Raw genomic sequence first — 14,631 nt, 5'->3', positions numbered from 1 at the left:
GGGGGCCACCGAGAAGCCCGGAACGGGCAGGTTTCCCCTGTTTGTGATGGCCGTTGGGGTCTTGGGTGCCATCGCACTCACCCTCGGCCTGTTCAGGGAGTTCAGTTCGGTACTGGCCCCCACTTTCCTCGCCATCAACCTGGTGATCACCGCCTACCCGGTGTACCGGTGGCTCGAGAAACACCGCGTGCCCCGCGCGTTGGCGGCCCTGATCACCGGTGTGATGCTGCTGCTGGTACTGGTGCTCGCCACCGGGAGCATCGTGTGGGCGGGCACCTCCATGGTGGCCTCGCTCACCTCCTACGGAACTCAGTTCACTCAGCTCTACAAGCAGCTGATCGCGTGGCTGGGCACGCTGGGTTTCGACGAGGCAGCGCTGCTGGAGCAACTCAAGTCGGTGTCGCCGTCCAATGTGCTCGATCTCGTGGGCAACGTCGTCAGCCAGGCGTCGAGCGCAACGGGCACCATGACCGTGATACTGATCTGCCTGGCCTTCCTGGTGGCCGATCTACCCTCGATGGCCAAACGACTGGCCATCACCGAAAAGCTGCATCCCAGTTTCACGAGCTCCCTGGAGGGGTTCGCCCTGGGCATCCGCCGGTACTGGCTGGTTACCAGCCTTTTCGGTCTCATAGTCGCAGTCCTGGACGGCATCGTCCTCGTGATCGTGGGGGTGTCGCTCCCACTGGTGTGGGTGGTGCTGAGTTTCATCACCAACTACATTCCCAACGTCGGTTTCTTCATCGGGTTGATCCCGCCCATGCTGCTGGCTCTCCTGGAGAAGGGCCCCACCGAGGCGTTGATCGTGGTCATCGCCTACTGCGTCCTGAACTTCGTGATCCAGTCGGTGATCCAGCCGAAGTTCACCGGCGACGCCGTGGGCATCACCCCGGTGGTCTCTTTCGTGTCGCTGCTGCTGTGGACCGCGGTCTTCGGTGCCCTCGGCGCCCTCCTGGCCCTGCCGTTGACGCTCATGGTGAAATCCCTGCTGCTCGACAACGACCCGAGAGCCCGTTGGGTTGGCGCCCTGATCTCCTCGAGCCCCGATTCCGTGGACACCAGCGATTGCGAGGAATCCGTGACGGACGGCGATCCCGAGAAGACCGACGATTCCGGAGAGACCGATGATCGCGACGATTCCGGGGTGGACGTCGCTACTGAGTGATACGGGCGGGCCATCCTTGGAAAATCGCCCGGAGTCGGTACGTTGTATGGCGTGACCGACAAGCGAAACGACATCTCAATGGCGGCCCCGCAGGCTCCGGGTCTGGGAATGACGGACAACGTCTACTCCTCCCTGCTGGCCAACCGCATCATCTTTCTGGGATCCGAGGTGCGTGACGAGAACGCGAACGCAATCTGCGCCCAGATGCTGCTGTTGAACGCCGAGGACCCGAACTCCGACATCTACCTCTACATCAACAGCCCCGGCGGGTCCGTCGACTCCGGCATGGCCATCTTCGACACCATGCAGTGGATCAGCAACGACGTCGCCACGGTGGCGATGGGGCTCGCGGCCTCCATGGGACAGTTCCTGCTGTCAGCGGGCACCCCCGGTAAGCGCTACGCCCTGCCGCACAGCCGCATCATGATGCACCAGCCCTCCGGTGGGTTGGGTGGCACCGCCTCCGACATCCGGATCCAGGCGGAACAGTCGCTGCACATCAAGAAGACCATGGCCCAGCTCATCGCGCAGCACACCGGCCAGAGCGTGGAGCAGATCGAGGCCGACTCGGATCGGGATCGCTGGTTCACGGCTGAGCAGGCTCTCGAATACGGCTTCATCGACCACGTCTACGAGCGTGCGTCCCAGATCAACTCGGAGGCTCCCAACAAGTGACCAGCAACTACTACATTCCCCAGTGGGAGGAACGCACCAGCTACGGCATGCGTCGCGTCGATCCCTACACGAAGCTGTTCGAGGACCGGATCATCTTCCTCGGCACCCCGATCAGCGACGACATCGCCAACGCGGTGATGGCCCAGCTGCTGTGTCTCCAGTCGATGGACGCGGAACGGCAGATCTCCATCTACATCAACTCTCCCGGCGGCTCGTTCACGGCCCTCACCGCCATCTACGACACCATGCGCTACATCAAGCCGGACATCCAGACCGTCTGCCTCGGGCAGGCCGCCTCCGCCGCCGCGCTGCTGCTCGCTGCGGGCACCAAGGGCAAGCGTCTGGCGCTCCCCAATAGCCGCATCCTCATCCACCAGCCCGCCACGGAGGGCGGCTACGGGCAGAGCTCCGACCTGGAGATCCAGGCCAAGGAGATCATGCGCATCCGCGAGCTGATGGAGAACATGCTCGCCGCCGACACCGGGCAGGCGGTCACGAAGGTTAGCCGCGACATCGAGCGCGACAAGTACCTGACCGCCCAAGAAGCCGTTGAATATGGAATCGTCGACGACATCCTGACCTCCCTCAAGGACGTCGGGGCCTGAATCTTGGGACTCGTCAGGGTGTTGCGTCACGGAATGACACCCTGACGAGTAAGGTTGTGGCCAGTCGTTAATTGACGGACAGAGTGGAGTTATCGGTGCCACGGATCGGTGAGACCAGCGAGGTCTTCAAGTGCAACTTCTGCACCAAGTCGCAGAAACAGGTCAAGCGCCTCATCGCGGGTGACGGTGTCTACATCTGCGATGAGTGCATCGGACTGTGCAACGAAATCATCGAGGAGGAATTTCCCAGGGTCGAAACCTTCGGGCTGCAGGAAGAACTCCCCAAGCCCAAGGAGATCCGTGATTTCCTCGACCAGTACGTGATCGGACAGGACGCGGCCAAGAAGGCGCTCGCAGTCGCCGTCTACAACCACTACAAGCGCATCACGTCCGAGCAGACCCGCATCGGTCGTTCGCGTCAGGGTGAAGAACCCGTCGAGGTGGGAAAGTCGAACATCCTGCTGATCGGGCCCACCGGCTGCGGGAAGACCTATCTCGCCCAGACCTTGGCGAAGATGCTCAACGTGCCCTTCGCAATGGCCGATGCGACGGCCCTCACCGAGGCCGGGTACGTGGGTGAGGATGTCGAAAACATCCTCCTGAAGCTCATCCAGGCGGCCGACTTCGACATCAAGAAGGCCGAGACCGGGATCATCTACATAGATGAAATCGACAAGGTCGCGCGCAAATCCGAGAATCCATCGATAACCCGCGATGTTTCCGGTGAGGGAGTGCAACAGGCGCTGCTTAAAATCCTCGAGGGAACCGTCGCCTCGGTTCCACCTCAGGGCGGGCGCAAGCATCCGCACCAGGATTTCCTCCAGATCGACACCACCAAGGTGTTGTTCATCGTCGGCGGGGCCTTCGCTGGTCTCGATGAAATCATCAATTCCCGTATCGGGAAGCGGCCTCTCGGATTCAGCGTCGACACCTCGGCCCGGAAGGAAGTGACCGATCCGTTCTCCGAGGTCCGTCCCGAGGACCTGCACAAGTTTGGTCTGATCCCGGAGTTCATCGGGCGTCTCCCCATGATCTCGACGGTATCGCCGCTGGACCGTGAGGCCCTGAACCGGATCCTCGTCGAGCCCCGCAACGCTCTGACCAAGCAGTTCGCCCGCCTCTTCGAACTCGACGGGGTGCAGCTGGACTTCACCGACGAAGCCATCGACGCCATCGCGGAACTCGCCCTGGAACGTGGCACCGGGGCCCGTGGCCTGCGGGCGATCCTCGAGGAGCTGCTGCTCGACGTGATGTTCGAGGTGCCCTCCGCGGAGGACGTCGCACAGGTCGTCGTGACCCGCGAGGCCGTTCTCGGAAAAGCGCAACCTGAGTTGGTGGCCTCCTCCCGTGTGGCTAGGCGCCGGGACTTGTCGGCCTGACATCTCCCGGCGCTTCTTCGGGTAGGTTTGGCGCCATGGTTTCTGGCTATCTGCGCTACCCACACGTCAATGAGGACCAGGTGGTCTTTGTCGCCGACGACGATCTGTGGTTGACGACTATTTCGGGAGGTCGGGCACATCGCCTGACCTCCGAACACGTTCCGGTGCGCAGCCCCCGGTTTTCACCCTCGGGCAGACGGGTGGGGTTCGTGTCCGGCCGCCCGGGCAACCAGGATCTTCACGTTCTCGACCTGGATGGCGGCAGGAGCCGCCTCACATGGTTGAGCGCTTTCCGCATGCAGGTGTGCGGCTGGTTGGACGAGGACCACGTGCTGGTGGCCTCCATGCACAACGAGGCCCTGCGGGCGCTTTCCTGGCTGTATTCGGTTTCCCTGGACGGTGAACTGGAACGGCTGCCGTGGGGACCCGCCTCGGCCGCGGACCGGAACCCGGAAGGCCGGGTGGTGCTGGCCTCCCCGAATTTCCGCGGCCCGGAACAGTGGAAGCGTTACCGGGGTGGCATGGTCAACCGGGTCTGGGTGTCCAATTCCCGGCGGGAGGAGTGGACGCGGCTGCTCCCCGGGGAGACCGCGAGCCTGGCCGGTCCCTGCTGGGTCGGGGAGCGCATCGTCTTCACCTCAGATCTCGGCGCGCGGCTCCCGGAGAATCCGGGGGAGCAGGCCCAGGTGTGGAGCGTGAAACCGGACGGCAGCGACTTGCGGGCCCACACCGCGCACACGTTCACCGATGGGTATTGCCGGGATGCCACCACGGACGGCAGGCGGGTGGTCTTCCATGCCCGCGGGAAACTTCACGTCCTCGACTCCCTGGACGCCGAACCGCGGGAGATCCCGGTCGACCTCGCGCTGGGCGAACCGCTTCCCATCACCGTTGAGGCGCTGGACAGGTTGGACTCCGTGATACCGGATCACGGCGGTGACGGTTCCCTCGTGGAGTGGAGAGGACAGGCGTGGTTTCTGACCCACCGCTCCGGTCCGGCCCGTGCCCTGAGTGCCCTGCCCGGTGTGCGGATCCGGGAGGCCATTCCGCTCGGGAACACAGGAAAGGGTGTCTGGGCCACCGACGCGGAGGGCGAGGACTGCCTGGAGATCGCGTCCCTCGACGGTCAGGACGATCCCCTCCGGATCGGACACGGCCAGTTGGGTCGGGTGCTCGCTCTGACGGCGAACCCGGAGGGTTCCGAGGTGGCCGTGGCCTCCCACGACGGCGCGGTGCTCGTGGCGAACGTCGCCGGGAACACGGTCAGGAAGGTGGGTAGTTCGCGGCAGGGGGAGGCGACGGGCCTGGTCTTCAGCCCCAGCGGGCGTTACCTGGTGTGGCGGGAGGCGCTCGGGAACGAGGGCGCGCTGGGACGGCTGGTCGGCCACGATCTCGCAGAGAACCGGCCCTTCGAACTGACCCGCGGACAGTTCAACGACTTCTCTCCCACGTTCAGCCTCGACGGCCGTTACCTGTACTTCCTGTCGAGCCGGACCATCGATCCTGCCTACGACGAGATCAATTTCGATCTCGGTTTCACCAATACCGTGCGGCCCTACGTGATTCCCCTGAGCGCGGAGGATCCCGTCCCGTTCGGGCCCTCAGCCGACGGCTGGGCCATCAGCGAGACCAGAAAACCAGAGGATGAGAAACCGGACAAGGACGCCGCGAAACCGGAAGCGGACGTCGTCCTGGACATCGATGGCACAGAGGACCGGATGGTTCCGCTGCCCGTGCCGGCAGGCCGCTACGACGGGCTCTGTGCCACCGCCGAGGGGGTTCTGTGGCGACGCCTCGCTTCGTACACCGGTGTGCTCGGTTCCGGGCAACTGCCGGGCCAGGAGACGAAGGACAGCATCGAGGCCTACGACGTCACCAAACGCAAACTGACCGTGGTGGTCGACGCCTGCGACGACGCCGCGGTCAGCGGGGACGGCAGGCAACTGGTGGTCCGCAACGGCGACGACCTGTGGGTGCAACCGGCCGATGCGCGGGCCGAGGACGAGGACCGCATCGCAGTGAACCTGAACCGGCTGCGTCGGCAGCTGTTGCCGCGCGACGAGTGGCGGCAGATGTTCGACGAGAACGCCCGGCTGATGCGCGACCACTACTGGCGTGAGGACATGAACGGAATCGACTGGGATGCGGTGTGCGCGGGCTACCGGCCGCTGCTGGAACGGATCACCACCCATGACGACCTGGTCGACGTGCTCGCGGAGACGAATGCGGAACTCAACACCTCTCACGCCTACGTCACGCCCACCGGCGGGCACGGGGATGCGAAGGTGGCCTGGTTGGGCGCGGATCTGGGCCGCAACGAGAAGGGTGAGGTCGTAATCAACCGCATCCTCGACGGCGAATCCTCCGACCCCAAGGCCCGTTCCCCGCTGCGCGCGGCGGGTGTGGCCGCCCGGGCGGGGGACGTGATCGTGGCCGTCGACGGAAAACCCACCGCAGGAGTTCCCGACATCAATGCGCTGCTGTTGGGAGCGGCGGGTGGCACCGTCGAACTGACCCTGGCCCGGGGAGATTCGAAACGAAGAGTGGCGGTGGTGCCCGTGGCCAGCGAGGCCGGGTTGCGCTACCACGAATGGGTGGCCTCCCGGGTGGAGCGGGTCAGGGAACGCTCACGGGGACGGGTCGGCTACGTGCACGTCCCGAACATGATGGCCGAGGGCTGGGCCGAGTTCCACCGGCTCATCGAGCAGGCCTCCCGCTGCGAGGCGGTGGTGGTGGACGTGCGATGCAACGGCGGCGGACACACGTCGTCGCTGGTGCTGGAACGGTTGACGCGGACCGTCGTCGGCTGGGGCTACGCCCGGCACATGGATTTCCCGGAACCGTATCCGGGACAGGGCATGCGCGGCCCGGTGGTGTTCATCACCAATCCCTACGCGGGATCCGACGGCGACATCATCACCGCCGCCGCCCAGAACCTTGGGCTCGGTCCCGTGGTGGGGGAGCGCAGCTGGGGCGGTGTGATCGGGACCGACGGGCGATTCGAACTGGTTGACGGCACCGGTGTGACCCAGCCCCGTTACGCCTTCGCCTTCCACCGGCACGGTTTCGGGGTGGAGAACCACGGAACCGACCCCGACATCGAGGTTCCCCTGGGGCCGTCCGACTGGGAGAACGGCGAGGACCTGCAACTCGACGTCGCGGTCGACGAGGCTCTGGCCCGCCTGGAGGAGAAACCCGCGATGGCGCCTCCGGAGCTGCCGCCGGCGGCCTTCACCGGTTGAATCGGAAACCCGAAGGGGGTCATCGCCGGTGAAGCAGCGATGACCCCCTTCCGGGTTGATTTCAGGCGGCGGGGGGTTCCTCCAGTTCCGCCTCGACGATCAGGGGCCCCTCGGCGATCTTCCACACCACCTCGCCCGTGATGTGACCGACGGCACGAAGATCCGCCTCGATGGCCTTCAGGCGTTCCAGGGCGGCGTGATCACCCAGGAAGACGGCCTTCCGGACCGGGGTTTTCATGGACACCTTCGCGTTCGACTTGGCGCCGCGGATCATGATCAGCACCGATGCGACGTTGGCCAGCAGCTGCCGGTCGCCGTCGATCGCCAGTTCCCCGGCGGTGGGCCAGGGGGAACGGTGGATGGATGAACCGTGGGTCCAGGACCAGGTTTCTTCCGTCACGAACGGCAGGAATGGGGCGAACAACCGCAGCTGCACGTCGAGGGCAATGGCCAGGGCCGACTGCGCAGAGGCCTGCGCCTCAGGACCCTGGGAACCGTAGGCGCGTTCCTTGACCAGCTCCAGGTAGTCATCGCAGAAGGACCAGAAGAAGGTTTCCGCGGCCTCGAGGGCCTGGGTGTAGTCGAAGGCGTCGAACGTCTCCGTACAGGCGGTGACAACATCCGACAGAGACGCCAGCAGCGCCCTGTCGACCGGGTTGGTGACGGCGGCGGGATCCCCGGGTTCGGGGGCCAGGCCGAGAACGAACTTGCCCGCGTTCAGGATCTTCATGGCCAGCCGGCGCCCCACCTTCATCTGCGACTGGTCGAACGGCGAATCCATGCCGGGACGGGCCATGGCGGCGCGCCAGCGGACCGCGTCGGAGCCGAAACGCTCCAGGATGTCGGAGGGAACCACCACGTTGCCCTTGGACTTGGACATCTTCTTGCGGTCCGGGTCGGTGACGAAACCCGAGATGGTGGTGCGCCGCCACGGCAGCGAGTGGTTCTCGAAATTAGCGCGCACGATCCGGGAGAACAACCAGGTGCGAATGATGTCGTGGCCCTGGGGGGCGATGTCCATCGGGAAGGTGAGGTTGAACAGTTCCTCGTCACGCTCCCACCCGGAGGCGATCTGCGGGGTCAGCGAAGAGGTCGCCCAGGTGTCCATCACATCGGGGTCGGCGATGAACCCGCCCGGAATCCCGCGCTGTGACTCCTCGTAGCCGGGCGGGCACGCGGTGACGGGGTCGACGGGCAGGCTGGCCTCGTCGGCGACGATCATCTGGTCGTAGAGCGGTTCACCGTCGGCGTCGAGCGGATACCAGACCGGGAAGGGCACCCCGAAGAACCGCTGCCGGGAGATCAACCAGTCGCCGTTCAGACCACCCACCCAGTTGTCGTAGCGGTGGCGCATGTGCTCCGGGGTCCAGGCCAGTTCCGAGCCGCGCTTCAACAGGTCGGCCTTCAGCTGTTCGTCGCGGCCACCGTTGGACAGGTACCACTGGCGGGTGGCGACGATTTCCAGCGGTTTGTCGCCCTTCTCGTAGAAGTTGACGGGCCGGGAGATGGGTTTCGGTTCCCCGTCGAGATCCCCGGAGGTGCGCAGCAACTCCACGACGGCGGCCCGGGCGGAGAAGACCGTTTTGCCGGCCAAGTCGGCCCAGGGCTCGGTGTTGGTGAGCCACTCGGGGATCTCCCGCTGGAGACGGCCGTCGCGGCCGATGATGGTGCGGGTTGGCAGATCGAGTTCCCGCCACCACTGCACGTCGGTGAGGTCACCGAAGGTGCAGCACATCGCGATGCCGGCGCCCTTGTCGGGTTCGGCGGCGGTGTGCGCCAGGACCGGGATTTCCACCCCGAAGACCGGGGACGTGACGGTGGTCCCGAACAGATGCTGGTAGCGCTCGTCATCGGGATGGGCGATCAGGGCGCAGACGCTGGGCAGCAGCTCGGGGCGGGTGGTTTCGATGAACACCGGCCCGTCGGCGCCGTGGAAGGCGACGCGGTGATAGGCGCCCGGGTGCTCCCGGGACTCCAGTTCCGCCTGCGCCACCGCCGTCTGGAACGTGACGTCCCACATGGTGGGGGCGAAACTCAGGTAGGTCTCGCCGCGGGCGAGATTGCGCACGAAGGCCCGCTGGGCCACGGCCTGCGTGGCCGGGGAGATCGTGGTGTAGAGGGTGTCCCAGTCGATGGACAATCCGAGATACCGCCACAGATCCTCGAAGACCTTCTCGTCGATGGCGGTCAGTTTCTCGCACAGCTCGATGAAGTTGCGGCGCGAGATGGGCATTTGACGTTTCGGATCCGGCTTGGCCGGGGGAGTGAAATCCTCGTCGTAGGGAAGCGACGGGTCGCAGCGCACACCATAGTAGTTCTGGACGCGACGTTCGGTGGGCAGACCGTTGTCGTCCCAGCCCATCGGGTAGAACACCTCCTTGCCGCGCATCCGCTGGTAGCGGGCGATGGTGTCGGTGTGGGTGTAGCTGAAGACGTGGCCCACGTGCAGCGATCCGGAGACCGTCGGCGGTGGGGTGTCGATGGAGAACACCTGCTCACGGGATGCCGGGCGCCGGAACGCGTAGGTGCCGTCCTCACGCCATACCTGTCCCCATTTGCTCTCGAGACCCTCGAGAGCGGGTTTGGTGGGCAGTCCGGAGTTGTAGGCAGGGTTAGTCATGGTAGGGAATCGTAGTTGTGCGCGGCGGATGAGGTAAAAGTCGCACCCCGTGACGTGTCCGGGACACCGGGAGACCTCGGCGGCCCGGACACATCAGGTCGCTGATCAGTTGGAACCCGAAGCGGCGGACTGGATGGCGGTCAGCACAGTTTGCGGATCGTTTGAGGGGAGGTTCCCGAGATTGATCTTCTTGCCATTGACGACGTACGTGGGCGTGCCGCCGATCCCGGCCTTGCCCATGGCTTCGTGGGAATTCTTCGCGAAGTCGGCATAGGCCTTGGTGTCATAGAGTTTCTGGAAGGTTGCCAAGTCGTCTCCCGTGATCCCTGCCTTGGCCGCGAAATCGACCCGGAGCTGCTGGTCGGTGTAACCGACACCCTCGCGGGGCTGGTTCTCGTAGATCACCTTGTGGTATTCGCGGTATTTGCCGACCGCGTCGGCGGCCGCCGCCGCCATGGCAGCACGTTGGGACGACTTCTTGTTCGGAGTTTGCTCGATCTGGTCATCAAGGAAGTACGCGGTGCGGACCTCGAGGGTGATCTTGCCCTCATCGATGAGCTGAAGCATGGCGTTGCCATACTGGGTTTCGTAGTCCTTGCAGATGGGGCATTGGCTGTCCTCGTAGACCACCACGTTCGGTACGTCGCCCGCGGGCTGGGTGTTCTTGCTCTTGATGGCGATGCCGTGTCCCTCGGTGGCGTTCGGAGGGGTGAGCTGTTCGGCAGCAGGGGCCTTGCTACTGATCGCGTTTGCGACGACGACGATTATGAGTACCACCACCACGAGGGCCAGCACGCCCAGACCGACGCCGAGCATCCTGGCGTTGCGTTTGCGGCGTGCTTCCAGTTCCTGCTGCTGCCTGAGCGCGACGCGTTTGCTCAGATTCGAATTGTTGGCCATGAGGTAAAAATTCACTCCTCGGTTTCCGCCGTTTCGGCTATGTCGTCGTGGCTCTCCTCGCTGAAACGAATGGGTGAGCCGAAAAGTGCCTGATCCAGGCTGAAAAGGGAACGTGGCCGTACGACCAGCCAGCCGCACAGCGCGGTCATCGCCAGATTTTCGGCCAGTTTCTGAGGATACTTGGTGCTCTCCGGGGTCACCTCGCCACCATGTCCGAAGCAACCGCAGTCGATGCTGATCCCCTGGGCCCAGACCCAGACGATGCCGCCCATGAAGGCGATCAGCAGCAACGCCGTGACCAGTGCCGCCCAGCGGGTGAGCAGCCCCACGATGAGCAGGACCCCGACTGCGATCTCGACCACCGGAAGGACGTACGCCAGCATCCGGGACAGATCCCAGCTGACCAGCTGATAGGCGCGAATATCGAAAGCGAAGCCATCCACATTCCCGATTTTCACGATGCCCGCATAGAGGAAGACGGCACCGGGTATCAGACGGGCCACCAATCCCACCCAGTCCGGCCAATGTCGCACGGAGGGCTCGGGGTATCTGCTCATCACGCAGAACATAGTAGCCGCGTCACTAGGATGTCCTCATCATGGAACACGCTGCCCTCGTAGCCGAACTCACATCCCGCTGGCCCGAACACCGCGTCGGCCCGGCCCTGAGCCGCATCTCCGCCCTGATGGATCTGCTGGGGAATCCCGAACGGGCCACCCCCGTGATCCAGGTGGCGGGAACCAACGGCAAGGGCTCGACCTGCATCATGATCGACGCGTTGCTGCGCGCCGCGGGGTTGCGCACGGGAAGGTTTTCCAGCCCTCATCTCAGTGACGCCCGGGAGAGGATCTCCATTGACGGGGAACCGATCTCCGAGGAGAGGTTCGCCGAGGTCTGGGGCGAGATCGAACCTTTTGTCCGAATGGTGGACGAACGGAAACTGGATGGGATCGACATGACCTTCTTCGAGGTCATCACCGGCATGGCATACGCTGCCTTCGCCGACGCCCCCGTGGATGTCGCCGTGGTCGAGGTTGGGCTCGGCGGCAGCTGGGACGCCACGTCCGTCGCCACCCCGCAGGTTTCGGTCGTGTCCCCCATCGGCCTCGACCACACCCACATCCTCGGGGACTCGCTGGAAAAGGTGACATCCGAGAAGGCAGGCATCATCAAACCAGGCGCGACGGCGGTGCTGGCCGGGCAGGAACCCGCGGCGGCCCGGGTGCTGCTGGCCCGTGCAGTCGAGGTCGGTGCCGTGGTCAAGGCGGAGGGCCCGGACTTCGGGCTGCTGGAACGCCACCCCGCGGTGGGTGGGCAGGTGATCCGGATCCAGTCCGAGGGCGGGCCGGTGGGGGACCTCTTCCTTCCCCTGCACGGAGCCCACATGGCCCGTAACGCCGCGCTCTCCGTGGCCGCCGTCGAGGCCTTCCTGGGCGGGCAGCCCCTCGAACCCGGGATCATCGAGGAGGGGCTCGCCTCGGTGGTGGCCCCGGCCAGACTCGAACTGGTGCGCACCTCACCGGCGATCGTCGTCGACACCGCCCACAACCCGCAGGCCGCGCGGGTCACCATCGAGGCGTGCCGGGAGGCGTTCGCCTTCCAGCCGCTGATCGGTGTGGTCGGAATGATGGCCGACAAGGACACCGTCGGGGTGCTGGAGATCTTCGCCTCCGCCATGGACCAGGTGGTGGTGACCCGCGCCCGGGGCACCTCACGTTCCCTGCCCGTCGACGAGCTGGCACGCACGGCGGAAGAGATCTGGCCCGCCGGGAAGGTGCAGAAAGCCCCGGGCGTGGCGGACGCGCTGGAACTGGCGACGCTGCTGGCCGATGCCGCAGGGCCGGCCGCTGGGGTGCTGGTGGCGGGATCACTGATCGTCGCGGGCGAGGCCCGGGACCTGCTCGCCCGGGAGCAGGAAACCAATTCGTGACCCGTGCGCGGCAGGACCCGGGGAAGGGGTTCCGCCGCTACTGGCGCAGCGCCTCGAAACGGGTACGGGCCTCGCGTTCCCAGGCCTCGGCGATCAGCTTGTGCCCCAGATCGGTGGGGTGGACGCCGTCCTCGGCCATTTCCTCGTTCTCGTACTCCGACGAGTACTCGCGGATCATCAAACCCAGATCGACGACAGCGCAGCCGTACTCCGCGGCCAGGCGGTGCACCAGGTCCTGCCGCGGCCGCAGGTCCGAGAACCAGCCCTCCTGGTCAGGGGTGACGGGAGCCACGAACGGCACCATCAGCACGGAGGGTGTCTCGTCGAGGCTTTCGATCAGGCGCCGGTAGGCGGCCTCGAAATCCCCGAGCGGCGAGGCCGCCTCCCCGGTGACCGCCTGCCAGGTGTCGTTGATGCCGATGAAAATGCTCACCAGGTCAGGGTTCTCGGCCAGCACGTCGCCCTCGAAGCGCGCCTCCAGGTCCGCCATGCGGTCGCCGCTGACACCCGCGTTGACCACCCGCGCGAAGGTGAGGGGTCCCTCCGCCAGCTTGGCCACGTAACCGGTGCCCAAGGAGCCGCTCGCCCGATCCTTCCCTGTGTCCGTGATGGAGTCTCCGGCGAACACGACGGTGGGGGGTTTCGCGTTCATTTCAGCTCCTTCGGAAACGGTGTCGCGACAGGATTCCACTATGCCATCGTGACCCCGGAACCACCACAAAAACTCCCGCGGACAGGCCGTGGCGTGTCTCCTCGCGGCGGTCCGGAGGGGTCAGCGCTTCCACTCCTTGGCGAAGACGGTCGAGGGGTCGTCGTGGAAAACCCGGAAATCTGCCAGCAGCGGATGCTCCGGGTGGTCGCCGTGCGCTGGGTAGGGAACGTAGGCGTGTTCGCGGTCGCCGTGGCCGTAGTTCGCCCAGGTCAGCATCCACGCGATACGGCTGGCGTTCTGGTCGGCCTTCAACGCTCCCAGTACCGAGGTGAACCAGTGCGGATCCGGTTCGGTGCCCTCGTACGGCCCGAACTCGGTCCAGGCGGGAACCTTCCCGCGCTCGTCGGCCAGCCCGGCCACCATCGCCAGGTCGGCGGTGACGGATCTGAGCCATTCCTGGCCACCCCCGGTCTCGTCGTAGGAGTCGTACCCGAGGATGTCCACGTGATCGTCCCCCGGGTATCCGGCCAGGTAGGTTCCCGGGTCGGCGTTCAGCGGGGAGTTGGGGGAGTAGGCGTAGAGCAGGTTGTGCAGGCCCCGCTCGTCGCGCAGGTAGTCGACGGTGAACCGGAACAGCTCCACATACTGTTGATCGGTGGCGTGCCCCGCACCCCACCAGAACCAGTCGCCGTTTCGTTCGTGCCAGGGACGCAGGATCACCGGGATCAGGGTGCCGTCCGGGCGTCTGGCCCCGGCGACGGCGTCGGCAACCCGGTCCAGCCGGGCGGTCAGGTCGGAATGCCTGGCGCCGCCCGGCAGGACCGCGGCGACCGCATCCCCCGAGGTGTCGTAGAAATCTCCGCCGGTGACGGGATTCGGCAGGTGCATGGTCAGCGTGTTGATCCCACCCAGTGCATCGGCCTGTTTGAACATGCGGGTGAGGACCTCGGCGTTCGCCTCCGGGGTGGCGTCGGGATCGCCGGGGGCCTCGTCTCCGTCGAGGACGAGACTGTCCCAGCCGAAAACCGCGGGGTGGTCGCCGACGGCTGCGAGGGTGTCGGAGGTGTTGCCGTCGCCGGTGTCGAAGGTGAAGCCCATGGACAGGTCGTGCTGGTGTCCGAAAAGGATCCCCTTGCCTTCCTGTGCGTGAAGCCTCAGCAGGAGGTTCCGGGTCTCGGGGGTTGCGTCGGGATCCACCGGGGAAACGGAAGGGACGCTGGGGCTCGGCTCGGGAACGCCGGTGGAGCAACTCGCCGCTGCGAGGCAGACGAACAGGAGTGATGTCAGCAGGCGGAGCGGGGTTTTCATCGCCGCCCAATTTTAGGTGGGGCGGGTTGGGATCCCATGGTGTGCACAAGTTGTGGAACAATGATCACCAGGTCAAGCACCGCCGGTGCTGCCGAGAGGCCGCCCGGGGCTGGACACCGCGACGATGAACTCGACCGCGGAGGCCCCGATGCTTT

General features: G+C 65.5%; 11 protein-coding genes. 6 read left to right on the top strand and 5 right to left on the bottom strand.

From position 1 onward, the window contains the following. The first annotated feature begins 46 nt into the window (after nt 1–46). The 5 genes from EL272_RS08785 (at nt 47) to EL272_RS08765 (ending at nt 7,066) form a co-directional block, all read left to right on the top strand. Entirely contained in the window at nt 47–1,165 is a 1,119-nt protein-coding gene (locus tag EL272_RS08785; protein ID WP_126409395.1) for an AI-2E family transporter, read from the top strand. A 78-nt stretch (nt 1,166–1,243) separates the two neighbouring features. After that, nucleotides 1,244–1,840, top strand: a complete 597-nt coding sequence (locus EL272_RS08780; RefSeq protein ID WP_041697567.1) for an ATP-dependent Clp protease proteolytic subunit — start codon at nt 1,244–1,246, stop codon at nt 1,838–1,840. Further along, nucleotides 1,837–2,445, top strand: coding sequence for an ATP-dependent Clp protease proteolytic subunit (locus EL272_RS08775; RefSeq protein ID WP_014846845.1), 609 nt, complete (start codon nt 1,837–1,839; stop codon nt 2,443–2,445). The genes EL272_RS08780 and EL272_RS08775 overlap by 4 nt, the downstream gene beginning before the upstream one ends. A 95-nt stretch (nt 2,446–2,540) precedes the next feature. Continuing rightward, nucleotides 2,541–3,824: an ATP-dependent Clp protease ATP-binding subunit ClpX gene (clpX, locus tag EL272_RS08770; protein WP_014846844.1), complete on the top strand. Its 1,284-nt coding sequence runs from the start codon at nt 2,541–2,543 to the stop codon at nt 3,822–3,824. 35 nt (nt 3,825–3,859) lie between these two features. Further along, the gene (locus EL272_RS08765) at nt 3,860–7,066 is read left to right on the top strand and encodes a S41 family peptidase (protein ID WP_061786863.1); all 3,207 of its coding nucleotides are present in this window, start codon (nt 3,860–3,862) and stop codon (nt 7,064–7,066) included. A gap of 61 nt (nt 7,067–7,127) precedes the next feature. On the opposite strand, the gene valS is transcribed toward EL272_RS08765, so the two are convergent. The 3 genes from valS to EL272_RS08750 form a co-directional block, all read right to left on the bottom strand. After that, entirely contained in the window at nt 7,128–9,686 is a 2,559-nt protein-coding gene (gene valS / locus EL272_RS08760) for a valine--tRNA ligase (RefSeq protein ID WP_061786864.1), read from the bottom strand. Nucleotides 9,687–9,791: 105 nt separating this feature from the next. Next, nucleotides 9,792–10,586: a DsbA family protein gene (locus tag EL272_RS08755; RefSeq protein WP_041696478.1), complete on the bottom strand. Its 795-nt coding sequence runs from the start codon at nt 10,584–10,586 to the stop codon at nt 9,792–9,794. Nucleotides 10,587–10,597: 11 nt separating this feature from the next. Beyond that, nucleotides 10,598–11,143: a DoxX family protein gene (locus EL272_RS08750; RefSeq protein ID WP_244926151.1), complete on the bottom strand. Its 546-nt coding sequence runs from the start codon at nt 11,141–11,143 to the stop codon at nt 10,598–10,600. Between the two features lie 41 nt (nt 11,144–11,184). Here EL272_RS08750 and EL272_RS08745 point away from each other — a divergent pair, with 41 nt between their 5' ends. Further along, nucleotides 11,185–12,516 carry a bifunctional folylpolyglutamate synthase/dihydrofolate synthase gene (locus tag EL272_RS08745; RefSeq protein ID WP_061786866.1) on the top strand — a complete coding sequence of 444 codons (1,332 nt, stop codon included), beginning with the start codon at nt 11,185–11,187 and terminating at the stop codon, nt 12,514–12,516. Nucleotides 12,517–12,553: 37 nt separating this feature from the next. Here EL272_RS08745 and EL272_RS08740 read toward each other — a convergent pair whose 3' ends face one another. Together EL272_RS08740 and EL272_RS08735 are read right to left on the bottom strand one after the other, a co-directional pair. Then, nucleotides 12,554–13,168, bottom strand: a complete 615-nt coding sequence (locus tag EL272_RS08740) for an SGNH/GDSL hydrolase family protein (protein ID WP_014846838.1) — start codon at nt 13,166–13,168, stop codon at nt 12,554–12,556. A 120-nt stretch (nt 13,169–13,288) separates the two neighbouring features. Next, nucleotides 13,289–14,476: a glycoside hydrolase family 26 protein gene (locus EL272_RS08735; RefSeq protein WP_061786867.1), complete on the bottom strand. Its 1,188-nt coding sequence runs from the start codon at nt 14,474–14,476 to the stop codon at nt 13,289–13,291. Nucleotides 14,477–14,631 lie beyond the last annotated feature (155 nt).

Origin of the sequence: Arachnia propionica (assembly GCF_900637725.1) — a bacterium.
In the GTDB taxonomy this organism is placed as follows: domain Bacteria; phylum Actinomycetota; class Actinomycetes; order Propionibacteriales; family Propionibacteriaceae; genus Arachnia; species Arachnia propionica.
This window is presented reverse-complemented; position numbering and strand designations above follow the sequence as displayed.